Origin of the sequence: Panacibacter microcysteis, from assembly GCF_015831355.1 — a bacterium.
Classification (GTDB): Bacteria; Bacteroidota; Bacteroidia; order Chitinophagales; family Chitinophagaceae; genus Panacibacter; species Panacibacter microcysteis.
On the sequence record NZ_JADWYR010000002.1, the window covers coordinates 709,238 to 734,301 of the forward strand.

At 42.3% G+C, this 25,064-nt stretch carries 25 protein-coding genes; 11 read left to right on the top strand and 14 right to left on the bottom strand.

Going from position 1 to position 25,064, the window contains the following annotated elements:
- The first annotated feature begins 91 nt into the window (after positions 1–91).
- Both cysC and sat read left to right on the top strand, forming a co-directional pair.
- Entirely contained in the window at positions 92–700 is a 609-nt protein-coding gene (gene cysC, locus I5907_RS14885; RefSeq protein ID WP_196991604.1) for an adenylyl-sulfate kinase, read from the top strand.
- Positions 701–735: 35 nt separating this feature from the next.
- Positions 736–1,884 carry a sulfate adenylyltransferase gene (gene sat / locus I5907_RS14890; RefSeq protein ID WP_196991605.1) on the top strand — a complete coding sequence of 383 codons (1,149 nt, stop codon included), beginning with the start codon at positions 736–738 and terminating at the stop codon, positions 1,882–1,884.
- A gap of 155 nt (positions 1,885–2,039) precedes the next feature.
- Here sat and I5907_RS14895 read toward each other — a convergent pair whose 3' ends face one another.
- Positions 2,040–2,528, bottom strand: coding sequence for a hypothetical protein (locus I5907_RS14895; RefSeq protein WP_196991606.1), 489 nt, complete (start codon positions 2,526–2,528; stop codon positions 2,040–2,042).
- A 141-nt stretch (positions 2,529–2,669) separates the two neighbouring features.
- Here I5907_RS14895 and I5907_RS14900 point away from each other — a divergent pair, with 141 nt between their 5' ends.
- Entirely contained in the window at positions 2,670–3,053 is a 384-nt protein-coding gene (locus I5907_RS14900) for a hypothetical protein (protein WP_196991607.1), read from the top strand.
- 57 nt (positions 3,054–3,110) lie between these two features.
- Positions 3,111–4,733 (top strand): CotH kinase family protein, encoded by a 1,623-nt coding sequence (locus I5907_RS14905; RefSeq protein ID WP_196991608.1) that lies wholly within the window; start codon positions 3,111–3,113, stop codon positions 4,731–4,733.
- 51 nt (positions 4,734–4,784) lie between these two features.
- Here I5907_RS14905 and I5907_RS14910 read toward each other — a convergent pair whose 3' ends face one another.
- A complete protein-coding gene (locus I5907_RS14910) occupies positions 4,785–5,897 on the bottom strand; it encodes a DUF2911 domain-containing protein (RefSeq protein ID WP_196991609.1) in 1,113 nt (370 codons plus the stop codon).
- A 435-nt stretch (positions 5,898–6,332) separates the two neighbouring features.
- Between I5907_RS14910 and uvrA the strand changes: the two genes are divergently transcribed.
- Positions 6,333–9,209 (top strand): excinuclease ABC subunit UvrA, encoded by a 2,877-nt coding sequence (gene uvrA / locus I5907_RS14915; RefSeq protein ID WP_196991610.1) that lies wholly within the window; start codon positions 6,333–6,335, stop codon positions 9,207–9,209.
- A 53-nt stretch (positions 9,210–9,262) separates the two neighbouring features.
- On the opposite strand, the gene I5907_RS14920 is transcribed toward uvrA, so the two are convergent.
- From I5907_RS14920 to I5907_RS14930, 3 genes are all read right to left on the bottom strand, one after another.
- Positions 9,263–10,099: an energy transducer TonB gene (locus I5907_RS14920; RefSeq protein WP_196991611.1), complete on the bottom strand. Its 837-nt coding sequence runs from the start codon at positions 10,097–10,099 to the stop codon at positions 9,263–9,265.
- 109 nt (positions 10,100–10,208) lie between these two features.
- Positions 10,209–11,135 (bottom strand): DUF6089 family protein, encoded by a 927-nt coding sequence (locus tag I5907_RS14925; protein WP_196991612.1) that lies wholly within the window; start codon positions 11,133–11,135, stop codon positions 10,209–10,211.
- 64 nt (positions 11,136–11,199) lie between these two features.
- On the bottom strand, positions 11,200–11,658 hold the full coding sequence (locus tag I5907_RS14930; RefSeq protein WP_196991613.1) for a GNAT family N-acetyltransferase: 459 nt from the start codon (positions 11,656–11,658) through the stop codon (positions 11,200–11,202).
- 152 nt (positions 11,659–11,810) lie between these two features.
- Between I5907_RS14930 and I5907_RS14935 the strand changes: the two genes are divergently transcribed.
- Positions 11,811–12,350, top strand: a complete 540-nt coding sequence (locus tag I5907_RS14935) for an RNA methyltransferase (protein WP_231402123.1) — start codon at positions 11,811–11,813, stop codon at positions 12,348–12,350.
- Between the two features lie 6 nt (positions 12,351–12,356).
- A complete protein-coding gene (locus tag I5907_RS14940) occupies positions 12,357–13,292 on the top strand; it encodes a UbiA-like polyprenyltransferase (RefSeq protein ID WP_196991614.1) in 936 nt (311 codons plus the stop codon).
- Positions 13,293–13,306: 14 nt separating this feature from the next.
- On the opposite strand, the gene I5907_RS21810 is transcribed toward I5907_RS14940, so the two are convergent.
- Positions 13,307–13,438, bottom strand: coding sequence for a hypothetical protein (locus I5907_RS21810; protein ID WP_283016283.1), 132 nt, complete (start codon positions 13,436–13,438; stop codon positions 13,307–13,309).
- Between I5907_RS21810 and ruvX the strand changes: the two genes are divergently transcribed.
- The 3 genes from ruvX to I5907_RS14955 all read left to right on the top strand — a co-directional run bounded on the left by ruvX (position 13,437) and on the right by I5907_RS14955 (position 15,419).
- A complete protein-coding gene (ruvX, locus tag I5907_RS14945; RefSeq protein ID WP_196991615.1) occupies positions 13,437–13,850 on the top strand; it encodes a Holliday junction resolvase RuvX in 414 nt (137 codons plus the stop codon). The two genes, I5907_RS21810 and ruvX, sit on opposite strands and share 2 nt — an antisense overlap.
- Positions 13,851–13,917: 67 nt before the next feature.
- A complete protein-coding gene (def, locus tag I5907_RS14950) occupies positions 13,918–14,496 on the top strand; it encodes a peptide deformylase (protein WP_196991616.1) in 579 nt (192 codons plus the stop codon).
- Positions 14,493–15,419 (top strand): hypothetical protein, encoded by a 927-nt coding sequence (locus I5907_RS14955; protein WP_196991617.1) that lies wholly within the window; start codon positions 14,493–14,495, stop codon positions 15,417–15,419. Before def ends, I5907_RS14955 begins: the two co-directional genes overlap by 4 nt.
- A 296-nt stretch (positions 15,420–15,715) precedes the next feature.
- On the opposite strand, the gene I5907_RS14960 is transcribed toward I5907_RS14955, so the two are convergent.
- From I5907_RS14960 to I5907_RS14980, 5 genes are all read right to left on the bottom strand, one after another.
- Positions 15,716–16,303 carry an outer membrane beta-barrel protein gene (locus I5907_RS14960; RefSeq protein ID WP_196991618.1) on the bottom strand — a complete coding sequence of 196 codons (588 nt, stop codon included), beginning with the start codon at positions 16,301–16,303 and terminating at the stop codon, positions 15,716–15,718.
- Between the two features lie 274 nt (positions 16,304–16,577).
- The gene (locus I5907_RS14965; RefSeq protein ID WP_196991619.1) at positions 16,578–17,258 is read right to left on the bottom strand and encodes a response regulator; all 681 of its coding nucleotides are present in this window, start codon (positions 17,256–17,258) and stop codon (positions 16,578–16,580) included.
- The gene (locus I5907_RS14970; RefSeq protein ID WP_196991620.1) at positions 17,258–18,004 is read right to left on the bottom strand and encodes a sensor histidine kinase; all 747 of its coding nucleotides are present in this window, start codon (positions 18,002–18,004) and stop codon (positions 17,258–17,260) included. The genes I5907_RS14965 and I5907_RS14970 overlap by 1 nt, the downstream gene beginning before the upstream one ends.
- Complete coding sequence (locus I5907_RS14975) at positions 17,968–18,600, bottom strand: hypothetical protein (protein WP_196991621.1); 633 nt, start codon at positions 18,598–18,600, stop codon at positions 17,968–17,970. Before I5907_RS14975 ends, I5907_RS14970 begins: the two co-directional genes overlap by 37 nt.
- 21 nt (positions 18,601–18,621) lie before the next feature.
- Positions 18,622–19,173: a hypothetical protein gene (locus tag I5907_RS14980; RefSeq protein ID WP_196991622.1), complete on the bottom strand. Its 552-nt coding sequence runs from the start codon at positions 19,171–19,173 to the stop codon at positions 18,622–18,624.
- 325 nt (positions 19,174–19,498) lie between these two features.
- On the opposite strand from I5907_RS14980, the gene I5907_RS14985 reads away from it, so the two are divergent.
- Positions 19,499–21,268: a sulfatase-like hydrolase/transferase gene (locus tag I5907_RS14985; protein WP_196991623.1), complete on the top strand. Its 1,770-nt coding sequence runs from the start codon at positions 19,499–19,501 to the stop codon at positions 21,266–21,268.
- Positions 21,269–21,371: 103 nt separating this feature from the next.
- Here I5907_RS14985 and I5907_RS14990 read toward each other — a convergent pair whose 3' ends face one another.
- From I5907_RS14990 to I5907_RS15000, 3 genes are all read right to left on the bottom strand, one after another.
- On the bottom strand, positions 21,372–22,715 hold the full coding sequence (locus tag I5907_RS14990; RefSeq protein ID WP_231402124.1) for a sensor histidine kinase: 1,344 nt from the start codon (positions 22,713–22,715) through the stop codon (positions 21,372–21,374).
- 50 nt (positions 22,716–22,765) lie between these two features.
- Positions 22,766–24,127 (bottom strand): sigma-54-dependent transcriptional regulator, encoded by a 1,362-nt coding sequence (locus tag I5907_RS14995; protein ID WP_196991624.1) that lies wholly within the window; start codon positions 24,125–24,127, stop codon positions 22,766–22,768.
- Positions 24,128–24,387: 260 nt separating this feature from the next.
- Entirely contained in the window at positions 24,388–24,921 is a 534-nt protein-coding gene (locus I5907_RS15000; protein WP_196991625.1) for a hypothetical protein, read from the bottom strand.
- Positions 24,922–25,064: the final 143 nt, after the last annotated feature.

The window sequence follows — 25,064 nt, forward strand, 5'->3', positions numbered from 1 at the left end:
TTAAGGGAAAAACATTTTCGACCACCCGGTATTATGGGGAACTTAAGCTATATTCGCCGCAAATTTCAAAACCTAAAAAATATCCAAACTAATGGAAGTTGTAAAGAACATCGTGTGGCATAATGCTACAATTACCAAAGAAGACCGCCATCGTAAAAACGGTCATAAAAGCGCAATCCTGTGGTATACAGGTCTTTCCGGTGCGGGCAAATCTACCCTTGCAAATAAAGTGGAAGAAAAACTTTTTGAACGTGGTTATAACACTTACGTGCTTGACGGAGATAATATTCGCATGGGTTTGAACAAAGGCCTCGGCTTTGATGCTGAAGCCCGTAAAGAAAACATTCGCAGAATTGGTGAGGTAGCTAAACTGTTTGTTGATGCCGGCGTTATTGTTTCTACAGCTTTCGTTTCTCCATACATTGCTGACCGTGACATGGTTCGTGCTTTGGTACCCGAAGGAGAATTTGTTGAAATATATGTTGCTGCTTCGCTCGAAGTATGTGAAGGCCGCGATACAAAAGGTCTTTACAAAAAAGCACGTGCAGGTGAAATCAAAAACTTTACAGGCATCAGCGATCCGTATGAAGCGCCTGTGAATGCTGAATTAACAGTTGATACCGGTGCACAATCTCTTGATGAAAGTGCTGAAACCGTACTGAGATACCTGGAAGAAAAAGGTTACATCACAAAAGCATAATCACAATTTTCCTTCACAAAAACACTGAATAAAAAATGATCCAACCACATGGTGGCACCCTGGTAAACCGCATTGCTACAGGTGCACGCAAAGCAGAACTGGAAGCTAAAGCAAAAGAAATTACCAACATTACACTGGAAGACCGTTATGGTGCAGATATTGAAATGATTGCCGTAGGTGCTTTCAGCCCGCTAACAGGATTTATGGGAAAAGCTGATTCTGAATCAGCTATTGAAGATATGAAACTTACCAACGGACTTGCATGGGGTATTCCTATTTTGCTGCCCGTTGCTGAGTACGACAGCCTTTCTGTAGGCCAGGAAATAGCATTGAACGATAAAGAAGGCCGCTTACTGGCTGTAATGACCATCGAAGAAAAGTTTGAGCTTGACCTTGCAAACCTTTCGCAGAAATGTTTTGGCACAACAGAAGACAAACACCCGGGTGTAGCTGCAATTTTAAGAGGTGGCAATAAATTTATTGCAGGCCCGCTTGAAATGGTTAACCGCCCTGTTCGTCACGATGCAATCGATGATAAATATTTTATCGATCCTGCTGATACACGTGCAGAATTTGAAAAACGCGGCTGGAACACGATCGTTGCATTCCAGACACGTAATCCTATACACCGCGCACACGAATACCTGATCAAATGCGCACAGGAAATTGTTGATGGTGCGTTGATACACCCGATTGTTGGTGAAACAAAAAGCGATGATATTCCTGCGCCGGTTCGTATGAAATGCTACGAAGCCCTTATCGCTGGTTACTTTAATCCAAAGAATACCAAGCTGAGCGTATTACCAACAGCTATGCGTTATGCTGGTCCGCGTGAAGCGATCAACCACACGCTCATCCGTAAAAATTACGGCTGCACACACATGATCATCGGCCGCGACCATGCAGGCGTTGGTTCTTATTATGGCACTTACGATGCACAGGTTATTATGGATAAAGTAGGTCCGGAAATGGGCATGCAGATTTTGAAATTTGAAAACACTTTCTTCTGTAAAGAAACAAATGGTATGGCCAGCAGCAAAACAGCTCCTGAAAATGCTACTCAGGTTTCTCTCAGTGGTACCAAAGTGCGTGAAATGCTCAGCAATGGTGAAAGACCACCAGCCGAGTTTTCAAGAGCAGAAGTTGCAGACATTCTGATCGAGTGGGCAACATCCAAAAAGTAAACACAAAACATGTTTATAGCAAAAATGCAGATCGATTGATCTGCATTTTTTATTTATTGAACCAGCAGCATTGCTACTATCGGCCCCGGTTGTGTCACTCACTTGTACGGCTATATCGCTATTCGCCATCTGCGGCCGGCGTTTTTGTCTCCGGCTTATTTCACCTCGTAGGTTACTGCTGCATAGCGGTGCAGTATTTTAACTGATAAGTTATTGTCTTTTGCTGTAACCAGTTTATATTCTTTAAAAGTTTTGTCTTTATCAAGAAAACCAACAATGCAGGAGAATGCATCTTTGCCCGGCCTTATTTCTACAATCGGCTCCATGCCCACATTTGGTATTTTCAATGTATCTGCTGCTGTAAGTTCCATGTACTGCATTTTCATCAAAAAACGGAAAGTTTGTTTTGTTTCATACACGTTCACCGCAAACTTCCAGTCGTTTAGTTCATCGGGCACCTTCCTGGAAAAGCTGGCAACAGGTTTGTCACTTACATTTTCTCTCGTTTCATTAACGCTGGCTGCCGGTGCTGCTTGTGCTGAAACAGCAGTGCTGCTGTCAGCAATACCCGCAGCGTTGTTGCCTTGCTCATTACAGGCGAAAAGTAAAAACGAAAGCGTGCATATTAACAATGGATTTCGCATGTGCCTTTTTGTACAAAATAAATACCAATAATCCGTACAGTTGTTGTCGTTTCATATTTTTTGCGTACGCTCATTTATACCGATGATCACAGTCATACACAATACCCTTGTAAATATTTTGCTTTGCACAAACAAATAGCAATGCTCAGGTACTTCATTGCATGGTTTCCTATGTTGCTGCTGGCCGTTGCAAATGGCGCGCTGCGTGACGTGGTGTATAAAAAATTTACCGGAGAACTGTTGGCCCACCAGCTTTCCACGGCATCATTGCTGCTCTTGTTTGCCTTGTACATCGCTTTTATTGTTAAAGCATATCCGCCTGCATCATCCACGCAGGCACTGCAATGCGGCATTCTTTGGTTATGCTGTACGCTGGCGTTTGAGTTTGGTTTCGGCTTTTACCGCGGAAAAGCGCTCCACGAATTATTACACGACTACAACATTTTTGAAGGGCGTATATGGATACTGATCCCGTTATGGCTATTGGTTGCACCACCAGTGTTTTACAAATTATTCCACACCTGACACCCGCCCGGCCTGCATACATAATATATCGTTTACTTTGCCTTATAACTTGTTATAATGAAACGACTGCTTTTTGTGCTTTTAGTTGCCTGCTGTTCCCTACATGCTTCTTCGCAGGTCAACCTTACCTCTTCAAATTTGCCCATTGTTATCATCAACACAAACGGCCAGGAAATTTTAGACGATCCCAAGATCACTGCAGACATGGGTATCATTTTTAATGGCGATGGTGTTCGTAATAATACCACAGACCCTTTCAATGAATACAATGGAAAGATCGGTATAGAAATACGTGGCCAGTCTTCGCAAATGTTCCCCATGAAGTCTTATTCCATTGAGTTGTGGGACGATGCAGGAGATGGCGTGGATAAGTCAATATTTGGTATGCCCGAAGAGAGCGACTGGGTATTGTATGCGCCTTATACAGATAAAACACTCATGCGTAATTTTCTTGCTTATACAATGTCTGTCAATCTCGGTCACTGGGCTGCGCATTGCCGTTTTGTAGAAGTAATACTCAATGGTAATTATGCCGGCGTATATGTATTTATGGAAAAGATAAAAAGAGATGGCGGCCGTGTAGACATTAAAAAAATGAGTGACAAGGATAACGCCGGTGATGCAGTTACAGGCGGTTACATCTTCAGCATCGATAAAGAAGCAGACGGTTGGTTTTCTGCTTATCATCCTAACAACAATCCCGGGGCCAACATACAGTTTAGTTATGTTTATCCCAAACTGGAAGACATTACAACAGAGCAACAGGCCTATATCAAAAATTATGTAGACAGTTTTGAAAATGCCCTGAATGGAAACGATTTTCAGAATGCCGCTACCGGGTTTCGGAAATTTGCTGACGAACTTTCTTTCATCGATTACTTTATTGTAAATGAAATAAGCCGGAATGTTGATGGCTACAGGCTAAGCAGCTACTTCTATAAAGACCGCAACAGCATCAACAACAAAATTATTGCAGGGCCTGTGTGGGATTATGACCTTGCTTTTAGGAATGCCGACTACTGCGATGGGTATCTTACTACCGGCTGGGCTTACCAGTTTAATTCTGTATGCGGCGATGACTATTGGCAAATACCCTTCTGGTGGAATCGTTTTATGCAGGATAGCACTTTCAAATCAAATTTGCTCTGCAGGTGGAAAGATCTGCGGCAAAGTGTACTGAGTAATGAAAGTATCTTTCACATGATAGATTCTGTTGCCTCACTCGTAAATGAAGCACAGCAACGGCATTTTACTCAATGGCCGATTTTAGGCACATATATCTGGCCAAATCCGGAACCCATACCATCAACTTATAGTGGCGAAATAGCGGCACTAAAAAACTGGCTTACGGCAAGACTTGCATGGCTGGATAGCAACCTTCCAAACACAGGTGCCTGCGCAGTGTCTCTGCCGCAGATAAATGGTTCCATGAAACTTATTACTGCCAACCCGGTATACGATTTTAACCAGTCAACTATCTACAGTACAAAAGCACAAACAATTTATATACGCATTGTAGATGTATCTGGCAGAACGGTTGTAAAAGCTACGTTACAGGCTCAGCAGGGCAAAAATGTATTGCCTTCCACGGGCATGATGAACAGCCTTGCGCCGGGTATTTATTTCTTTGAGATTACCAACACTTCAGGAGAAAAGCAAACGGTGAAGCTATTGCACTAATAAAAATGCGCAACTGAAATTGCGCATTTTTTATAAAGATTGTCGTGTTATTTACTGTAAAGGCTTCCCTGCAGAAAATTGCTTAATCGCATTCTCAATAAAAGCTTTATTCTGCTCATCAGGTGCCTGCGGTAATGCTGCCTTTGCATGTTCCAGCGCTTTCTTGTAATTACCCATTGCAGCATACACACGCATCATACCCATATTGGTGGGCCATGCGCCTTTGTTTTTGGTAAAGTTTTGCTGAAATATAGCAAACGCTTCCTGTACTTTTTGTTCGGCCAGCAACTGCCTTCCATAAGTATGCAATTCCATTACAGAAGCGCTTCCCAGCGCCGCATTCAGGATGTTTGTTGCTTCTTCTTCTTTACCCGTTTTTCTTAGTAATGCAGCTCTTGTTGATGCTGCACCAAATGAATTTTTTCCACCAAGATTGGGGTCGGTCGCACTGGTTATCCAGTTCAGCGCTTCTTCGTAGTTAATGTTGTTAGCCACGCACCACTGCGCAGCAGCTTCCAGGCTGGCGGGGTCAAAACCAATTGCACCGCTCATTTGCTGTCTTATATCTTCCAGTACGGTTTCTTTTAAGTTTACTGAAACATGAATCGGGAAGCTCCATCTTTCCCATTTTAACTCAATATCAACTGTACTGTCTGTCTGGTTTGCAAAATCATATACCAGTCTTTCCTGCATCTGCGGCAGGTTCTTTTTTTGTGTGGTGCCTACGTGTAGTACATCCAGTTCTTTGCGGTAAAAATAGCTGCCCCATTCCCTGGTGTTCCTGTTAAAAATAAGCACACTGGTATCCTGCTGTACTTCTATAAAAAATGCATATTTACCTGCAGGCAATCTTTTGCCGTTGATGTTTACATCTGTAGAGAAAGCAATGGTGGTGCATTCATCTGCGCCGGCACGCCATGGTGACGCTACGTTTGAACCAAAGCCGAGTACTTCATATCCAAAAGGTACAACACCGGTGCCGTAAATCTTGCCTTCGCGGCCTTTTACCCCCGGCGCGCTGTATTTTATTTCTATATCTGTAACGCCTACTTTTCTGCCGGTCATGCATACAATATTGGCAGTACCCGGTATACGCAAAGCCTGTGCAGCGGCGCTGATGCCAAAGGCCATCATTGCCAGGCAGGGAATGATCATTTTTTTCATAGCAGTTAATTTCAACAAAGGAAATTGTAATTATGAAAACGTGGAAACCGCTAATCACAATCTGCCCTGCCTTTGCCTGTTAAATACATGAACGGGGTTATTTACACGTAACATGGCCGCACCCTGCCGGGTAGTATTGTTGCAGTACAAGTGAGTGACACAACAAAAGTCTCATGCTTATTCTACTGCCGGTAACATCATTTCTTTTTTATGCCAAATAAATTATGCACGAAAATGGTGATTGTTTTGCCGGCTGTATTGCTACTATTATGCCCCGGTTGTGTCACTCACTTGTACGGCAGTGCATGTGTGGGCATGGGCTGCCAGCGTTGGTTTTTACACAGGCAGAGGCATGTTGCAGGCTTTTTTGGCACAAAAATTTAGCCTTGTCTTTCTAAAACTCTTAGTTAATTTTGACGTTTAGCAAAAACTATTATGGCGAAAAAGAAAGCGGAAGTGGCTGCTACAGTAAGTACGCAGCAGGAAGAAGTGATTGAAGTAATTGGTGCACGTGAACATAACCTGAAAAACATTGACATTACCATACCCAAGCATAAGCTGGTTGTATTTACAGGTGTAAGCGGCAGCGGCAAATCGTCGCTAGCGTTCGATACCATTTTTAATGAAGGTCAGCGCCGTTATATGGAGAGTTTCAGCGCCTATGCGCGGCAGTTTATCGGTGATATGGAAAGACCCGATGTAGATAAGATCACCGGGCTTTCTCCCGTAATCTCTATTGAGCAGAAGACTACCAATAAAAATCCCCGGTCTACAGTTGGTACCGTAACCGAAGTTTATGATTTCCTTCGTTTGCTGTTTGCAAGGGTGGGGGAGGCATACAGTTACAACACGGGTAAAAAAATGGTGAAGTTTAGTGAAGAGGAAATTGTAGAGAACATTTTTCAAAAATACAAAGGCAAAAAGATCACATTACTTGCACCGCTTGTACGTGGCCGTAAGGGGCACTACCGGGAATTGTTTGAAGACATACGCAAGAAAGGTTTTGTAAAAGTGCGTGTAGATGGAGAGGTAAAAGACATAACGCCACGCATGCAGGTGGATCGATATAAAATTCACGATATAGAAGTTGTGGTAGATCGTTTGAAAGTAGAGCAGGAGTTTAGGGTGCGTATAAGCCAGAGCGTACAGCAAACCCTTAAGATGGGCAAAGACCTGATGTTCATGCTTGTGAACGACAGTGATGAACTTGCTCAATATTCCAAACAACTGATGTGCATTGATACCGGCATCAGTTACGAAGAACCTTCTCCCAATTCGTTCTCGTTTAATTCTCCTTACGGCGCATGCCCTACCTGTAAAGGACTGGGCAGTGTGTTTACGATAGACATGGAACTTGTATTGCCCGATAAAACTAAAACGGTGGAAGAAGGCGGTATTGTGCCGCTTGGCGAAGAAAGGGATGCAAGTGTTTACCAGCAGGTGAAAGTGTTTGCAAAGAAACACAAGATCAAACTAAATGTGCCTTTGAAGGATATGCCCAAAGAGCAGCTTGACCTGTTGTTGTACGGCGATAAAAGCATCAATGCGTCACTCGATGTTGATACGGATGATGAGTCTGTGCCGAATGAATATACCGGCAGTTATGAAGGCATAATACCCATGCTGAAAAGATGGTTTTCCTCATCGTACAGCACCGAAGTGTTGCGGGAGTGGGTGCAGAAATACATGACGTTAAAAAATTGCCCTACCTGCCATGGCGCACGTTTGAAAAAAGAAAGTCTTTGGTTTAAAGTGGATGAGCGGAATATCTCTGAGCTAAGTGACTTGAACCTCGATAAACTGATGGTATGGTTTATCGATATTGAAAAGCGCCTGAGTAATAAACAAAACGCCATTGCAAAAGATATACTGAAGGAAATAAGAGAGCGGCTGCAGTTCCTGCTGGATGTTGGCCTTACCTATCTCTCTGTAAACAGGCCATCCAGAACGCTTAGTGGTGGCGAGTCTCAGCGCATAAGGCTTGCAACACAGATCGGTTCCCAATTACAGGGTATTACCTATATACTGGATGAACCTTCTATTGGTCTGCACCAGCGGGATAATCACAGATTAATTACTGCCCTGCAAAACCTGCGGGATATAGGTAACAGTGTGCTTGTGGTAGAGCATGACAAAGACATTATGATGGCTTCTGATTACCTAGTGGATATTGGTCCGAAGGCTGGTAAATACGGCGGGTCAATTGTTGCAGCTGGTACACCAAAAGAAATATTGGAGTCAAATTCTGATACTGCCCAATACCTGAGTGGTAAAAAAACAATTGCCATTCCTGCAGAAAGACGAAAGGGTAATGGAAAAGTACTGGAACTAAAGGGCGCGAAAGGAAACAACCTGAAAGATGTATCAGTGAAATTTCCATTGGGTAAACTGATCGTTGTTACCGGTGTTAGTGGCAGTGGTAAATCAACACTTATCAACGAAACACTGTACCCGCTGCTTGCGAAGCATGCTTATAATTCAAGGGTGAATGTGATGGAATATAAGACGATCAAGGGCCTTGAGAACATCGATAAGGTTATCGAAATAGACCAGTCACCCATTGGCAGAACGCCAAGAAGCAATCCTGCGACCTACTGCGGTTTTTTTACAGAGATCAGAACATTGTATGCTTCCGTTCCCGAAGCAAAGATTCGCGGTTACAATGCGGGGCGGTTTTCGTTCAATGTTAAAAGCGGCCGCTGCGATGTTTGTGAAGGCGGCGGAATGCGTGTAATTGAAATGAACTTTCTGCCGGATGTGTATGTGCACTGCGAGAAATGTAATGGCAAACGCTATAACAGGGAAACACTGGAAATAAGGTACAAAGGAAAATCGATCAGCGATGTACTGAATATGACTGTTGACGAGGCCTGTGAGTTTTTTCAGCCAGTGCATTATCTCTACCGTAAAATAAAAGTATTGCAGGATGTTGGCCTGGGCTATATTACACTGGGGCAGTCTGCTGTAACGCTTAGCGGCGGCGAGGCACAGCGTGTAAAGCTTTCAACAGAACTTGCTAAAAAAGATACTGGTAAAACATTCTATATCCTGGATGAACCGACCACCGGTTTACATTTCCAGGATATTCAACACCTGCTGGATGTGATTAATAAACTTGTTGATCGTGGTAATACCGTATTAGTAATTGAGCATAATCTTGATGTAATAAAAGTTGCTGATCATGTGATTGATCTTGGTCCTGAGGGTGGCGATGGTGGCGGTAAAATATTGTTTGAAGGAACACCTGAAGAAATGATTGTAAAAGCTAAAGAAAGCCATACTGCGAAGTTCCTGAAGATTGAGATGGCATAAACTTGATAAAATGTTCAAACGCTACCAGGTTTAAAAAGTAAACCTGGTAGCGTTTAGTTTACGCTGAATGAAATACTTTGTTTCATGCGGTAAAAAACAGCTTTGTTATTCTGATAGGCAGGTTGCCAATCAGGAGCGTTTTGGATTAAAGCAATTACTTCATTATCGCCGGCCCATTCAACAGACTTTTCAAGATAAATATCCTTGTCAATTTTGCCTTCTTTGTCAATCATAAATACAACGATTGCGGTGTGTACTCCCACACCTAAAATATTCATCAGGCGTTCCGGTGTTTTTAAGTTATCTTTTAAATAGTTGGTCCAGTCATCAACACTGTTTTTAAATTTTGCTTCAACCTGTATGGTGGTAAAGGAATCCTTATTGATTACATCATTTGCTTTTCTATCTTCAAACGGCGTTTTTGTTCCATCTGCATTAATAAATATTTCCTGCTGATAGTCTTTAGTACGTACAAAACGTCCGTTTAGATATTCCATTGTTAACGAACGCTTGCCACCCTGGTAGTAATCCCACCCGTGATCTTTTTTATTGTTGGACACCCACCCTGTGCTATCGAGGCTGCCGGATTTATTATACCAGCAAAACCTGCCATTAGCAATTGTAAAATCAGCATCCTTATAAGGCTCCTGTCTTATCATGGGCCCAAGTTTATTATAATAGTGGCATATGTATAACGAGTCTGACTCTTTAGTTAGTTGCATAAAATAGGTGCACTCGTTGTATGTTTTTGCAGCAGACCAGTCATCATTGAATATATAAAGCGTTGCATCTGCGAGTGGATCTTTTTTCTTTTTACGCTGCGCATAAGTTTCGTTACAGGCTACAAGTAACACCGGAAGTAGAAAAAGTATTAGAATACGCGATTTCATTGCTTGTTTAGGGGATTGTGCCTGGTTGCTGAATAGAGATAAGGAGTACAAGTGTGCGACGCAAGTAAAGCTTCATGCCGGCGATAAAGCCCGGAACCTTAAAAAAAAATTATAATTTGGGATAGTAGATATAAAGTCTTTTATCAAGCCTGATACTTAGTTTCAAACTAAAGGTAACATAGCTGTCTTTGTCAGATGCATCTGCCTTTACGATATCGGGTTTAACTTTCCAGGGTGTAAGAGATCTTGAGTAGAGTTGTTTGGCTATGGCTGCTTTTTCAGGTGAAAAATATTTATCAAAAAGTGCAGGATCAATATACGTAGTACTTATATCATCCATATAATCAGTAAACGTTTTGCGCATCATTAAACCTGCAGACAGTGCAAGACGATTGTTGAAGTAATACTTAACACCCACATTTACAGGTATAAAAATCGCGGTGCGTTTGTATGGCTGGCGGTCAGGGTATTCTTCAAAACCCTGCCCTTCAAGGCGAAAAGGTTGCAGTGCATACCACTTGCCATCCAGCTTCGCTTTGGGGTTAAAATGCATAAGACCTATGCCGGTACTTATATAAGGATTGAAACGGAAAAGTTCAATCTTATTGCGGTACATAAACATGATCGGGTAAAAGGTGTAGGTAGCCGTTGCTTCAAAAACATTTGATTTAAAACTGAGGTTGCGATAATAACGCCAGCGTTCCATGTTTCCCGTATTATCTATGATGCTGTCTGCACCATAAATACCTGCATAGTTAAAAGCCAGGTTAACAGCGGAGTAGTTGGTAATGTTATAAGTGCCTGAAACGCCTGCCAGTATTCGGTTTGCGGAGGTTTTATAGTCTTTCAGACCATCGCGGCCAATGCCTTTTTGCCCTCCAAGATCGCCAAGAAACTGGTTAGCACCACCGGTAATATCAATTTCCCAGTAGTTGGTAAGGTCTCTTAAACCATCCAGGTCATACGTTTTCTGAGAAAAGGTATAGGCTGACGCGAAGAGAATTAAACTTAATGTTGTTAGTATCTTTTTACACATATCGGATTCGTGTGCAAAGTAATTACGTTTTGGTTGCTTGAGCCTTATAAACGTATTAATTATGCTATAAATTATCCATAGTTTCAAAAATCATTTCGATATGCTCTATACCATCTTCCAGGTACACGTCGCTTGTTTGTACAAAACCCAATGATTCATAAAATTTTTTCAGGTACAGTTGTGCGCCAATCCTGATGTTTGTGTGGCCAAACAACTTACCGCAATGCTCAATCGCTTTTTCCATCAGCGTTCTGCCAATGCCACTTTTTCTAAATGCTCTAGCGGTAACCACGCGGCCGATCGACGGTTCATCATAAGCAACACCCGGTGGTACCAGCCTTACATAAGCTACAGGAATATCACCACTCCATCCGCACAGGTGGTCACAATGCTGGTCTTTGTCATCCATGTCAAGAAAAACACAGTTTTGTTCCACAACAAAAATGTCGCTGCGCAAACGAAGTATCGCATACAGTTCAAATACAGAAAGGTCTCTGAATGGTTTACACTTCCAGATAATCATAGTTGTAAATTTTATGGTTAACCAGGCTGTAAAATTACTATTAAGCTGTTGTTGCGTCGCACTCTTGTACGCTTTTATCGCTGCTCAGCGCTCCAGATGCGGTCTTCGTACTCCGGCACCAAACATTATTTTTTCAAGGCTATCTTTGCACCATGCGCAAACTAAGCATGGATGAGCTTAGCCGTAAATCGGTCGAACAATTTAAAGCTGCAGACAAGAACAGTATTATAGCAGTGCTGGATAACATACGCAGTATGCACAATGTGGGCAGCGTGTTCAGAACTGCAGATGCTTTTTTACTGGAAGGTATTTGCTTATGTGGTTATACACCACAACCGCCACACAGGGATATACATAAAACAGCATTGGGTGCCACAGATACAATAGACTGGATGCATTTTGCTGAAACCACCATTGCGGTAAAAGAACTGAAAGAGCGGGGTTATAAAGTGTATGCAGTGGAGCAGGCAGCGCAAAGCATTTCACTTGAAAATTTTACCGCACCAGCCAGTGAAAAACTTGCGGTGGTTTTTGGCAATGAAGTAGCAGGTGTAAACAACGAAGTAATAGCCCTGTGCGATGGTTGTATAGAAATACCACAATTGGGCATGAAACACTCCCTGAATATCTCAGTTGCCGCCGGTATTGTTTTGTATAAGTTATCTGAACCAAGATTGGCATTTTTTAAATAGTGTAAGATGAGTACAGTAAAGAATTATTTAAGCCTGGTAAAATTCAGTCATACCATTTTCGCATTGCCTTTCGCAATGATTGGTTTTTTCTTAGGAACAGCGCAGCTTTTCTTCTGGCAAAATATGCCGGTGCCAGCCATCGATACTCCGCATTTTGTTTTACCGGCTTTTGCAGGTGTTCCTGCCGGAGAATATATACAGAAGTTTATTTTAATACTGCTCTGCATGGTTACAGCACGCAGCGCTGCCATGGCCTTCAACCGTTACCTCGACAGGAGTTTCGATGCAAAGAACCCCAGAACGGCCATCAGGGAAATACCAAAAGGTATCATATCGCCCCACAGTGCACTGAGATTTGTAATACTCAATTGCCTGCTGTTTATCATAGCAACTTTCTTTATCAATAAGATTTGTTTTTACCTTTCGCCGGCAGCACTTTTTGTAGTGTTGTTTTACAGCTATACAAAACGTTTTACACCACTTTGTCACCTTGTGCTTGGTCTTGGTTTATCGCTTGCGCCAATAGGCGCATACCTTGCCGTAACAGGAAGATTTGATGTTTTGCCCGTTTTATTTTCCTTCGCAGTAATCTGCTGGGTCAGTGGCTTTGATATCATTTATGCTTTGCAGGATGTTGAGTTCGACCAATCGCAGCAATTGTATTCCATACCCGCTGTACTGGGCAAAGCAAAGGCATTGCGTGTATCAGCACTCCTGCACTTACTAAGTGTGGGTTTTGTGGTAGCAGCTGGCGTGGTTGGCGACTTTTCCTTTTTATACTGGACGGGTATTGCGGTGTTTGCCGGTATGCTAGTTTACCAGCACTCCATTGTAAAACCCAATGATCTGAGCCGTGTAAATATTGCATTTATTACGGCCAATGGTATAGCAAGCGTTGTTTTTGGTGTATTGGTTATAGCAGATATATTATTGCTGGCATAAGCTTATTGCAGAAATTAAAAGCCTGAGAACTGTTTCGCTTCGATCTTCGCGTTTGCTGCATAGTGTTCGGGCAGTACAAGAGTGCGACGCAACCAAAGCTTCATAGTACCACCAATGCCGGGCTCATAAAAAAATACTTTGTACATGGCGAGAATTTTAGCGATTGACTATGGTGCAAAAAGAACAGGCCTGGCTGTAACAGACCCGTTGAAAATAATTGCCGGCGGTTTAACCGCAGTGGATACAAAAGACCTTTTTACTTACCTGAAGCAATACCTGAAAGAAGAACCTGTTGAACTGATACTGGTAGGAGAACCAAAAAACTGGGATGATTCTGACACACATGCCACACCGCTGGTGCAGGCGTTTATTAAAAGGCTGCAAAAAGAATTTCCTGCTGTACCCGTGCAAACCGTTGATGAACGTTATACCTCTAAAATGGCGGTACAGGCCATGGTGGCAATGGGAATGAAAAAGAAAGACAGACAGAACAAAAAGAACATTGATGAAATTGCCGCCACCATTATGTTGCAGGAATACCTTGAAAGACATACCTGACCGTTATTTTGACTGGCATTAACAACCTAAGATTTATATTTGCCGCAATTTTAATTGTAGAGGAATTATGATTTTACCCATTGTTGCTTACGGCGCAGATGTTTTAAGAAAAGTTGCCATTGATATTGACCAGGATTATCCACAACTGGATAAGTTTATTGAAGATATGTGGGAAACGATGTATGCCAGCAATGGTGTGGGGCTTGCTGCACCGCAGGTAAATAAAAGCATCCGCCTTTTTGTAATAGACAGCGCGCAGATATTTGAGCACCAGGAAGATGACGAGAAAGGAAAATATCCAGATGAGCCAGGAACCAAAAAAGTATTCATCAATGCACACATTGTGGAGTTTGGCGGTGAAGACTGGGGGTATAATGAAGGCTGTTTGAGTATTCCAAAAATAAGGGAAGACATAATGAGGCCTGAAGAAGTGACCATAGAGTACCTTGATGAAAAGCTTCAGCCACATACAGAAACTTTTACCGGTCTTACTGCGCGTATCATTCAGCATGAGTACGATCATATAGAGGGCAAACTTTTTATAGACTACCTGAAACCGCTCCGCAAAAAAATGCTCAAAGGAAAACTGACAGATATATCAAAAGGTAAAGTGAAAGTGGATTATAAAATGGTGTTTCCTAAATGAGGCAATACATACTCGTTTTACTTTCGCTAACCCTTACCAGCAAAGCGTTTGCGCAGGATACAACGCTTATATGGGATAACCAGAAAATAACACTTCCGGAAGCTGTTGTAAGGAATAACCTTGATTACAGGCATATACTGCAACGCATTAAAGACGACACTACTTTTTACAAGGCTTTCCGCAATCTTCATATTATAGAATTCAGCTCTTACAACAACATACGCATGCTCAATAAAGATGGCAGCGTAAAAGCAAGCTGGAACAGTAAGACCACACAGCACCGCGAAAATAATTGCCGCAGCATGAAGGTGCTGAGCCAGGAAACCACCGGTGATTATTTCGATAATAAGGGCAATTATAATTACACCACTGCAGAAATGTACGCGGCTATCTTTCTTACAAAAGGAACTGTGTGTGGAGAAGACAACATTGTTAACGGCCATGCATTCGACCTGGCAAATAAAAGCGGCATCGAGAAGCACAAAGAGCAGCTAAAGATGCTTTTCTTTAATCCCGGAAAAAAAATTCCCGGCATACCGTTTATAGGCAATAAGCTTGATTTGTATGATGAGCGTGCATATAAACTATACGATTATAAGCTTGATTATATTGACTATAAAGGCAGCTATGCTTACGTTTTTACCATTAAGCCAAAGGAGTCTTATGCCGGTTCAGGAGATATAGTGGTTGATGAAATGACCACCTGGTTTGACTATAAAACATTTGAAGTACTTGCCCGTAATTACGCCCTTAGTTACAAAGTAGGTGTGTATGATTTTGATGTAAACATGCAGGTAGAAATGACGCGGGTGGGTGATTTACTGATACCCAAAACATTACGTTACAAGGGAAACTTTTCTGCACTGTTTAAAAAGAGGGAGAGGGGAGAATTTACAGCTACCATTTTCGATTATAAAAAATAAGTGCGAAGCAGCGGAAGCATTATTACAAACCCAAGCATGTAACCCAAGCCGGTAGTAGATTTTAAGTGGGAATTGTTTGTTACCAGCTTACTGTTCTTTGCTCATCTTCCGTTGCGTCGCACTCTTGTACAGCATAACTTTTTTCGGCAGGCCCTCTCACAGAAAGCCGTCCGTGCAGTACTTTAAATTCTTACATGTTATTCAGCAATGATTGCAGTTACTTTAAGTGGTTAGCAACTGTATATATAGAACACTGTGCATTCCCGATAAGAAATGCACAGTAGTAGTATTTGTCATTACTTAATAGGATCTTTGGCAAGCTGTCTTGCCTGGCTACCTGGTAAATAAATCTGGAAGCCCAGTCCAAAACCAATATTGTTATTGGTTGTAGAGCTACCAAAACCAACGGTTAGGTTGTACTTTACCAATCCTTCCAGCGCTATGTTTGGCGTAAGGAAGTAAGCAAGACCAGGTCCAAAACCTGCACCAAAACCATTTGTGCTTGTTTTCTCTACGTTGTCGCCTGAAAGGTTTGTACCATAAATACCTGCATTAGCTTCTAAAAACCATTTGGTAGTCCTGGTAAGGTTTGTAGCATTGTCGTTGAAATATTTTCGGCCGAATGCACCAACTCCGTATGTAAGGCTTGTAGCACCTTTTTGTGTGTTAAGACCAATACTTAAATCCGGCCCTATAACAAGGTTATCTTTTATAAACCAGCCAGCTTTAGGATTGATGTTAAGATTAAACTGAGTATTTCCTTCCTGGAAGTTAAGCCCAAGACCCGCAAGGTCCGCACCGACTAAAATATTACCTTTTTGTGTTTGCGCAAAAGTTGCAGAGAACATGCACAACGCAAACGCAGTAATAATGATTCTTTTCATAAATAGTTTGTTTGCAACCATAAATGCAACTACCATTCCATTATGCCAAATGCCTTGCTGGTCATAGTTTCAACATCATGCGTACAAGATTTTGTGGAATTATCTACACAAAAGGGCTATACTGTTTCCACTCTTATACACGTTTAACCATAATCTGCATAACTAAAGCGTTAGAACGCACTCGGCAGGCGTAAAAATGAAGATGGACGCCGTTTTGGCGTCCACGTCTGAATGTTTTTATGCAGTAATTGTAAAAGCTGACCAGAGATCATCATTACTGCTCAGGCACATAGATCCCATATTTTATTGCTGCTATCACAATACCTACCGTGTTTTTTGCTTCCAGCTTTTCAAGTATCTTCAGCCGGTACCCTTCTACCGTTCTCGGGCTCATAAAAAGTTTCTCACCAATTTCCCTGGTAGTATATTGCTGGCAGATAAGATCAATAATTTCTTTTTCTTTTTCTGAGAGTGCAGGAGCGCCATTTTTTCCCTGGTCTTTTTTAGCATTCCTTGCCATTACCTGCATCAGCTTATTACCGGTATGCCGGCAGTAATATTGCTCTTTCTGGTGTACACGTTCTATGGCTTCCTTTATTTCCGTTTTGTCGCAGTCTTTCACAAGATAACCGGATGCCCCGGCTTCGAGCATTTCTATAATAAGAGATATCTCATCAAACATTGATAGCGCGATTACGCCGGTGTCAGGGTATTTTTTGGTAATGTATTTCGTCGCTTCTACGCCATCCATCAAAGGCATTTTTATGTCTGTTACCACGATGTCTGGTTTCAGTTCATCAACCAGCTTAATCAGTTCCCTGCCATTCGATGCATCAGCAAGTATGGAGATGCCGGGTAGTTTTGAAAGCATTAGTTTCATACCATCCCGGAAGATCTCATGATCATCTGCCAGTACAACTGTTATAGCTTCTGCGGTGTAGTTTTGTGTAGCCATTATATTGGAATTTCAAAAAAGTACTTTGTACCCTTGTCTTTTGCAGATTCTATCAACAGCCGCGCATTCAGTACTTCAGCACGGCTTTGCAGGTTAAGTAAGCCGAGACCACTGCCATTTTTCGAGCGCTCCTCGTAGTTAAAGCCCACACCGTCGTCAATCATAGTAAGCAGCAGCTGGTTATCCTGTTTCTTCATTTCTATTTCAAGTTTATCGGCCCTTGCATGTTTAACTGTATTGTGTATGATTTCCTGGAATATCCTGTAAATGTTTACTTCCTTTTCCTTCGAAAGCCCCGGGTCATCATCATAATTGAACCGTATTTTCAGTGGGTGCACGGCGTTGATCTTGTCTATGTATTCTTCTGCTGCATGAATCAAGCCGTTACGGGCCAGTGTGTTTGGTAAAAGGTTGTATGAAATTTCTTTGATCTTGATAATAATATCGCCGAGGTGCTTGTTGGCAAATTCCACAATCTTTTTGTCATCCTCCCTTTCAGAATCCAGTTGGTTGATGCGCAGTTTTACAGCCGATAAAAGTGGTCCCAGTTCATCATGCAGATCAGCCACAATACGCTTCCGCTCATTTTCCAGCGTAGATATTTCTGCATTTATTTTGGCTTTATACAGGTGCATGTTCCGTCGCTGATGCCTGATCATGGTGATAATAAAGTAAATAATTATTATCCCAAGCAATATGGCCGCAACGGTCACCGCAGTGTAATAATTCGCTTCTTCGGTAGGCATATAACAACTAATGTAAGCAGAATATTAAAAAGAACATTTATGTAAATGTGAATGCTGAAAATGGCATTACCAACAACCGAATCATGCGCGTACATGTAAAAGATCTCGATCAGGCACTTGTAGGAAAAGTAAATGATCATTGCACAACACAAAATAAATAACGGGTTCAGTATCATCTCATGCCTGTCATTTATGATCAGGTAATTCAGTTGATTAACTGCTAACAATACGAGTGCAAAAGGATACAATATCCTGTAATAAATATCGAACGAATCTAGTTTTCTAAGCAGGATGCATTCAAATATCCACATCAATATAAAAGGCAACATCAGCGCATAAAGCCATTTTCTTTTGCTTAGTACCTGCTTAAGATTATAAAACAACCAGCAAAACAAAATAAATTCTGCCAGCACATACAGGTTGGTAGCTATCGCATTGTTTTTACTCCTGAAGCTTATCAGTTCTACTATTAATCCCGCTGCCAGCATATATATAAGTGGATAGTAAGCCTTGGGAATGGTGTTTAATCTTACTATCCACGCTATAATCGGGAAAAGGATACTTAAACTTAAAATAAATGAAACTGTATTATTCATTAAGGGTCTTTATTTATGCTGCTAGGGGTGTCTTTGTCCATCTTCCAATAATAAAGTGTTCTTTGACGACGGTGGCGGCGGTGGCGCAGCAGCAGTAGCACGCATGCTTTTTTGCGTATTCAAAGCACCTTTTTGTTGCCTTGTTTCCTGCAGTACATCAATGCCATTGGCGTCTACACCTGCTAATACCAACCTTATCTTGTTGTTCTCATCAAGGCCCAGGTAAATTCTAAAACCAACTGTTTCATCCTGGCACATTAAAGAATCAATCGATTGCAGGTTGAATGTTTCATAATCAGGCAACAGCTCTTTCTGGTCGCCGTATTTGCCGGATAAAATAATGTCTTTTGAGCGGGCATAGTTATCTGTAAGCTGCAGCGCTCTTTCCAGCGAGATGGAGTGGTTTATGTTATTCAACTCCTTGGTATAGCCGGTTGTATCGGCCTTTGTGTCTGCGCATGATTGCGTTACAACTTCATGCTTAACTTCTTTACAAGAAATGAGCGAGCCGGCAATAAGAAGTGCAACGGCAAAAGAGGGTTTCAGATAACCAAAAACGGATTTTCTTTTCATGATTGAACGTTTAAAATTTATGCAATAAATTTCCTGAAAGCTACTTTATTGGTATTTACACCGGCTGCGTAGTTATACGGTTTTTACAGTTATTTTTCCGGGCTTGTTGTACAGCATTGTTTTATTTATGATACCGGCAGCAGTATTTCATGGCATCTTTTGTTGCGTCGCAATCCGTTCATCTGCAAAGCAAGACTCAGCTTTGGGCTCCGGTTACAGCTTTTTTTGTATTTTACGGTCTCGTACCCAAAGTGTAGTTCCGGCGTAAGCTCATTGTGCAGCTTCAGTTGCAGCAACCTGTATCCAATAACTAAAAATAACTGAAATGTCCAAACCCACTATCAAACGGAAAAATATTTCCGCTTTATGTATCGTGTTGTTTAGTTCCGTTGCGGGGCTATGGAGTAATGCTGCATTGGGCCAGGCAACACCGCATTACAATGTACTGTTTATCGCTGTAGATGATATGAACAACCGTGCATCTGTATTCGGTTTTCCAACAGTGCTTACACCTAACCTGCAGCGTTTAAGAAAACGTGGTACTGTTTTTACGAATGCCTACTGCCAGTTCCCGATGTGTAATCCTTCCAGAACATCTTTGCTGAGCGGCTGGCGGCCCGATAAAACAGGCGTTTACAACAACGATACACGACCACGCTCCGTCATGGGCCCTGATGTAAAATTTTTACCTGAATATTTTAAAATGTATGGCTATCATACAGAGAGAGTCGGTAAAATCCTCCACGGCGATTTTGAAAATGATATCGCATGGGATTACTCAGACTCGCTCTACATTGGTGAGCTGAGATATGATGAAGGTTCGCAAAGTCTTACAGGCAAGAAAGATGGTGGCGGATCATGGTGGGTTACCAGTTCGCCTGACGACAGTACCGCCAATGGCGTGCTGGTAAGAAGAATGCTTGGCAGAATGAGGCTAAATCCACCTCAGCCATTCTTTATGGCACTGGGGCTTACCGTGCACAATCCCTTCACTCCATCTATCAGTTACTGGAATGTTTATGGAGACCATGCTGCGCCTCAGCTATTACCGGTAAACCGGCAAGGCCAGAAAAATGGATTGTCGGGTAATGGTTCCTCCAACATCGTTCTGCCGGCAACACCTGCAGGAGACAGGAGTGATGTGCCCCCGGTAGCTTTTCCTTCCCAGGTTTTAAAGTCAACAACGGAATGGCAAAATACGGTGCATGCATATTATGCGGAAGTGACCGGTATGGACAAGCAACTGGGCCTCATCTTCGATGAACTGGAGAGAAAAGGTCTATGGGATAGCACGGTAATCGTGTTCTGGAGCGATCATGGTCAGCACCTTGGCGAGCACGAAGGCACGTGGCTTAAGAACACGTTGTTTGAAGAGTCAGCAAAAGCACCGCTTATTGTATGTGTACCCGGTAAAAGGCCTGCGGTATCAAAAGCGTTGGTAGAGATGGTTGATATCTATCCTTCCATGGCAGCAATATGTGGTTTGCCTGCGCCCGCAGGCATGGAAGGCACCAGCTTTTTACCGTTGCTCGATAATCCTGCCAGGCCATGGAAACGTGCAGCATTTACACAGGTGCAGCGCTATAACAACCCGCCGGTAAACGAGTATGGTCTTGTAACCAGCCAATACCGGTACAACTCATGGGGCAAAGACGGGGAAGAATTATACGATCATAAAACCGATCCTTTTGAATATGTAAACCAGGTGCTGAACCCGGCATACGCTACAATATTGTCTAACATGCGAAAACTTATGGCCGGGGGCTGGACCAGGGTATTGCCTCCTGCAGATCCTGTGGCAATCAATGCCGTTACCACAACAAACGATGCGTTGCAAAAAACCGGTGAGTTAAAAGTGTATCCCAACCCTTCAAAAGGCGAAAAAATATTTGTTGAACTGCAGAGTGAATACAATGAAAGTGTGCACATTGTTGTACACAACAGTGCCGGAAAAATAGTGCAGCAGATGACCAACTTCTTACATACCGGCAACAACATATTATCTTTTAGTGCAGCAGAAAGAGCGGCAGGTGTTTATACCATAGCAATAAAAGGAAAACAACTAAGCGCTACATCTCTGTTTGTGTTGCAATAACAAGGTGGCACCCTTGCTGCATAAAGAACCGGAAGCACAAGTGAGTGACACAACAGCAGCCCGATAGTAGCAATGCAGCCGGTTACATAAGATTATTTGAACATTAAAATTGCAGGAAGAATGCGGTGCCTTCGCCTTCTTTGCTTTGTACCTGTATATTGCCCTTGTGCAACATCATGATCTGTTTACAAAGGCTTAAACCAATACCGCTGCCTGTTTTCTTTGTACTGAAAAAAGGAATGAAGATCTGGTCGAGGAGTTCTTCGGGCATGCCGGAACCGTTGTCGGCAATTTTAATTATGGTGCGGTGGTTGGGCGATACATAACCCGATAAAAGTATATGCGGTTCAGCACTTTCTTTTACGGCTTCAATAGCATTTACAATCAGGTTGATGAGTACCTGCTCTATAAGGTTGGTATCGGCTTCGAGCATGAGATCAGGATCTTTAAGAATGATGTCCATCTCAATATTTTTCTGCTCCAGGGTAGGCTCCATAAGCGTGTGCATGTTCTCAAACAAATCCCGTACATACACTTTTGATAAATTGGGTGTGGTGATCTTATTGAGGTTGCGGTAGGTTTCTGCAAACTTCAGCAAGCCTTCACTCCTGGTTTTGATGGTGTTGATACCCAGCTCAAGATCTTCGAAATTGGAACGGTTTTCCGGTGCTACTTTTTCTTTAGACTGTGTAAGAATATTTTTTAGCGTACTGGATAAAGACGAAATGGGCGCTATGGAGTTCATGATCTCGTGTGTCATTACACTCAGCAATCTTTGCCAGGCCTTGCTTTCAGTTTCATCCAACGCTTCATTTACATTCTGAAAAGCTACCAGTTTGTATTTTTTGCCTTCGGTTTGAAAAGCTGTTGCTGATAATAACACTTTAAAGCCTGTTTTTTCCTGGTGTGCTGTGGCAATGGTTGTTTGCCCAAGCGGCAGTGCCATGATCTCGTGGTAAAGCGTCCAGTCGCGTTTTGACAAAGAATGAATCGTTTTTAGATAAGGTATCTGTAACAGTTTCTTAAGCGACTCATTCATCCACACTACTTCTCCCGTTTCTATCTCGTAAGAGAGAATACCTGTATCTACCAGCTCCAGAATTTTTTGCAGGTACTGGTATTGCGTTTCTTTTTCTTTACTGATCACTTTCATGGTAGTGTTGATCTCATTAAAACCCTGGCGCAGCGGCTGTAACTCAAGCGGGGCATGCTTTACATCGAAGTAGCGGGAGAAGTCCCGGTAATGTACACTTTCCACAAACTGCGCCACCTCGTCCTGTGCTTTTTTATGAAATTTAAAGAAGTCTATAACCTGGTAAATGATCACGGGTACTACAATGATCTCGTAAGGATATAAACCTTTTACCAGCAGGTAGCTGGAGATACTGATGGTAAAAAACATTAGTACTACACGTACTACGATGCGCCACTCATATTGTTCAAACATAATACTGAAGATTCAAGATTCAGGAAACATGGTACATGATGGTGCTGGTATTAAATATCGTATTTGCTTAACCTCCTGTACAATGCTGTTCTGGTAAGACCTAATTCCTTTGCTGCTTTTGTAATGTTTCCGTTGTGCTTTTCTATTACCCTCAAAATCGTATTTTTCTCAATGCTGCTGAGGTTGAGATCGTCTATATCTTTTGTTTCTGCAGGCGCCGATTCAATGGGTGAAAAAATAAGGTCCTGTGCAGTAAGTGAGTCACCTTCGCTCATGATGATGGCCCTTTCAATGGTGTATTGCAGTTCACGCACATTGCCGGGGTAGTGGTACTGCAATAGTTTATGCAGGGCGGCATCATCGAATTTTGCCACGGGCTTCATGTATTTGCCCGCATACAATTTCAGGAAGTGTTTGGCAAGCATGGTAATGTCGTTACCCCTTCTGCGCAAAGGCGGTACCGTTATTTCAACAGTGTTTATACGGTACACCAGGTCTTTCCTGAACTTGCTCTCGTTGGCCAGTTCTGTAAGCGGTAAATTGGTGGCGCATATCAGGCGTATGTCTACCGGTACGGGCTGGTTGCTGCCAAGGCGTGTTATATACCGGTTTTGCAAAACGGTAAGCAGCTTTGCCTGTTGTGTAAGGCTTATGTTTCCTATTTCATCGAGAAACAAAGTGCCCTCATTGGCACTTTCAATACGGCCCACGCGGTCTTCTTTGGCATCGGTAAATGCGCCTTTTTTATGGCCAAAAAGCTCACTCTCAAACAATGTTTCCGTAAGTGCGCCAACATCAACTTTAATGAATGGCTTGTTGGCACGCAAAGATTTCTGGTGTATGGCTTTTGCTATAAGGTCTTTACCCGTTCCATTTTCACCAAGTATCAAAACATTGGCGTCTGTAGGTGCAATTTTATCTATCTTATAAAAGATGTCTTCCATTGGCTCGCTTTCACCAAGTAATTCTTTGCCGATAATGCTGTCACCTTTCAGAGAAAAATCACCTTTGTTTTTAGCGGCGCCTTTTCGTTTCAGCGCTTCTTCAATGGTAACGAGCAGTTTTTCGTTGTGCCACGGTTTTACCACGAAGTCAGATGCACCTTCTTTCAACGAGCGTACTGCCAGGTCTATATCTCCATAAGCAGTGATCATGATTACTGCAACGTCGGGCTTTAATTCTTTTACGCGTTTAAGCCAGTAAATGCCTTCATTGCCGGTGTTGATAGACGCTTTAAAGTTCATGTCGAGCAATACAAGATCGGGTGTAAGCTTCGACAACAGCGCAGGAATGTTCTCCGGGTTCTTCTCCGTAGTTATTTCTTTTGCCTCGGGCTTTAACAATAATCTTACTGCTGTTAAAACATCCGGATCATCATCTATTGCCAGTATACTGTATTTCTTCAGGCTCATAAACTATGCGCTTATTTGTTTGGTATATGATGGTACAAGCTTTTGAATAACTATTAAGCATCGTTGTGTCACTCACTTGTACGTTTGGTTCTTTATTCAGCTTCTCCGTGTGCAACTGGTTGTGCTGTCACAAACTTATTGACTATTAATGTACCATGAATAAAAATTTATGATTATGAGCCGGTTATAAAAAAGCCGGATAAAAATATGTAGCATTAGCGAACAGGTGTGTATCAAAAGCGAACGCCGTTTTGAATGTCTTATGCATGACTGCTTTCCTGTACCTGCTGCATCCCCGCTTTGTGTGCGCTGCTATACATCATCCAGCCGAGTAGTAAAAAAATAAGTGGTGCAAGCCATAAATACTGAAACGGAAAACTGAAAGGTTTTATATCATTGATCACCGATTCGTTGTTGAGTACGCTTACCGTTATTGAATCTGCTACCCGCAGCGTTTCGAGCTTTGCCACATCTAAGGTTTGAAAGCGGTCTTTCTTCATTATGCCGTTTTCTACATACATATAACTGATAATTCGTGGGTTTGTGCCGTTTATTCGCGTGGTATAGTTTCTTTCTATCCAGGTGATCTTTGCGTTTTGCACATGTCCTTTACCTATAATCTCCTCGTAGTTGTAGCGCTCATATGGTTCGGTTAATTTATGCATGATGTTTAACAGTATAGCCGGCATTACAACCAGGCCTAAAAGCATAAACAATAAACCGATCATTGAAAATGGTCTTTTGCTTTTGATTCCGTGCAGGTAAGCTGCCAATGCGCCGCCGGTTTTTTTCATGTTGTTGTAAGTGGTACTACTAATATATACAATCGGTTTAATACCCTGTATGGCTTGTTTGCAACGGTGCCGGGTGGTGGCTTTACTGCAGGGTAAACACCCATGTTACACTACCGCACACAAATTGTATCAAAACCGTACAC

What these genes read in the sequence shown, in the direction of transcription:
- cysC (WP_196991604.1), top strand. Translation starts at nt 92, where the DNA reads ATGGAAGTTGTAAAGAACATCGTGTGGCATAATGCTACAATTACCAAA.
- sat (WP_196991605.1), top strand. Translation starts at nt 736, where the DNA reads ATGATCCAACCACATGGTGGCACCCTGGTAAACCGCATTGCTACAGGT.
- I5907_RS14895 (WP_196991606.1), bottom strand. Translation starts at nt 2,528, where the DNA reads ATGCGAAATCCATTGTTAATATGCACGCTTTCGTTTTTACTTTTCGCC.
- I5907_RS14900 (WP_196991607.1), top strand. Translation starts at nt 2,670, where the DNA reads ATGCTCAGGTACTTCATTGCATGGTTTCCTATGTTGCTGCTGGCCGTT.
- I5907_RS14905 (WP_196991608.1), top strand. Translation starts at nt 3,111, where the DNA reads ATGAAACGACTGCTTTTTGTGCTTTTAGTTGCCTGCTGTTCCCTACAT.
- I5907_RS14910 (WP_196991609.1), bottom strand. Translation starts at nt 5,897, where the DNA reads ATGAAAAAAATGATCATTCCCTGCCTGGCAATGATGGCCTTTGGCATC.
- uvrA (WP_196991610.1), top strand. Translation starts at nt 6,333, where the DNA reads ATGGCGAAAAAGAAAGCGGAAGTGGCTGCTACAGTAAGTACGCAGCAG.
- I5907_RS14920 (WP_196991611.1), bottom strand. Translation starts at nt 10,099, where the DNA reads ATGAAATCGCGTATTCTAATACTTTTTCTACTTCCGGTGTTACTTGTA.
- I5907_RS14925 (WP_196991612.1), bottom strand. Translation starts at nt 11,135, where the DNA reads ATGTGTAAAAAGATACTAACAACATTAAGTTTAATTCTCTTCGCGTCA.
- I5907_RS14930 (WP_196991613.1), bottom strand. Translation starts at nt 11,658, where the DNA reads ATGATTATCTGGAAGTGTAAACCATTCAGAGACCTTTCTGTATTTGAA.
- I5907_RS14935 (WP_231402123.1), top strand. Translation starts at nt 11,811, where the DNA reads ATGCGCAAACTAAGCATGGATGAGCTTAGCCGTAAATCGGTCGAACAA.
- I5907_RS14940 (WP_196991614.1), top strand. Translation starts at nt 12,357, where the DNA reads ATGAGTACAGTAAAGAATTATTTAAGCCTGGTAAAATTCAGTCATACC.
- ruvX (WP_196991615.1), top strand. Translation starts at nt 13,437, where the DNA reads ATGGCGAGAATTTTAGCGATTGACTATGGTGCAAAAAGAACAGGCCTG.
- I5907_RS21810 (WP_283016283.1), bottom strand. Translation starts at nt 13,438, where the DNA reads ATGTACAAAGTATTTTTTTATGAGCCCGGCATTGGTGGTACTATGAAG.
- def (WP_196991616.1), top strand. Translation starts at nt 13,918, where the DNA reads ATGATTTTACCCATTGTTGCTTACGGCGCAGATGTTTTAAGAAAAGTT.
- I5907_RS14955 (WP_196991617.1), top strand. Translation starts at nt 14,493, where the DNA reads ATGAGGCAATACATACTCGTTTTACTTTCGCTAACCCTTACCAGCAAA.
- I5907_RS14960 (WP_196991618.1), bottom strand. Translation starts at nt 16,303, where the DNA reads ATGAAAAGAATCATTATTACTGCGTTTGCGTTGTGCATGTTCTCTGCA.
- I5907_RS14965 (WP_196991619.1), bottom strand. Translation starts at nt 17,258, where the DNA reads ATGGCTACACAAAACTACACCGCAGAAGCTATAACAGTTGTACTGGCA.
- I5907_RS14970 (WP_196991620.1), bottom strand. Translation starts at nt 18,004, where the DNA reads ATGCCTACCGAAGAAGCGAATTATTACACTGCGGTGACCGTTGCGGCC.
- I5907_RS14975 (WP_196991621.1), bottom strand. Translation starts at nt 18,600, where the DNA reads ATGAATAATACAGTTTCATTTATTTTAAGTTTAAGTATCCTTTTCCCG.
- I5907_RS14980 (WP_196991622.1), bottom strand. Translation starts at nt 19,173, where the DNA reads ATGAAAAGAAAATCCGTTTTTGGTTATCTGAAACCCTCTTTTGCCGTT.
- I5907_RS14985 (WP_196991623.1), top strand. Translation starts at nt 19,499, where the DNA reads ATGTCCAAACCCACTATCAAACGGAAAAATATTTCCGCTTTATGTATC.
- I5907_RS14990 (WP_231402124.1), bottom strand. Translation starts at nt 22,715, where the DNA reads ATGTTTGAACAATATGAGTGGCGCATCGTAGTACGTGTAGTACTAATG.
- I5907_RS14995 (WP_196991624.1), bottom strand. Translation starts at nt 24,127, where the DNA reads ATGAGCCTGAAGAAATACAGTATACTGGCAATAGATGATGATCCGGAT.
- I5907_RS15000 (WP_196991625.1), bottom strand. Translation starts at nt 24,921, where the DNA reads ATGAAAAAAACCGGCGGCGCATTGGCAGCTTACCTGCACGGAATCAAA.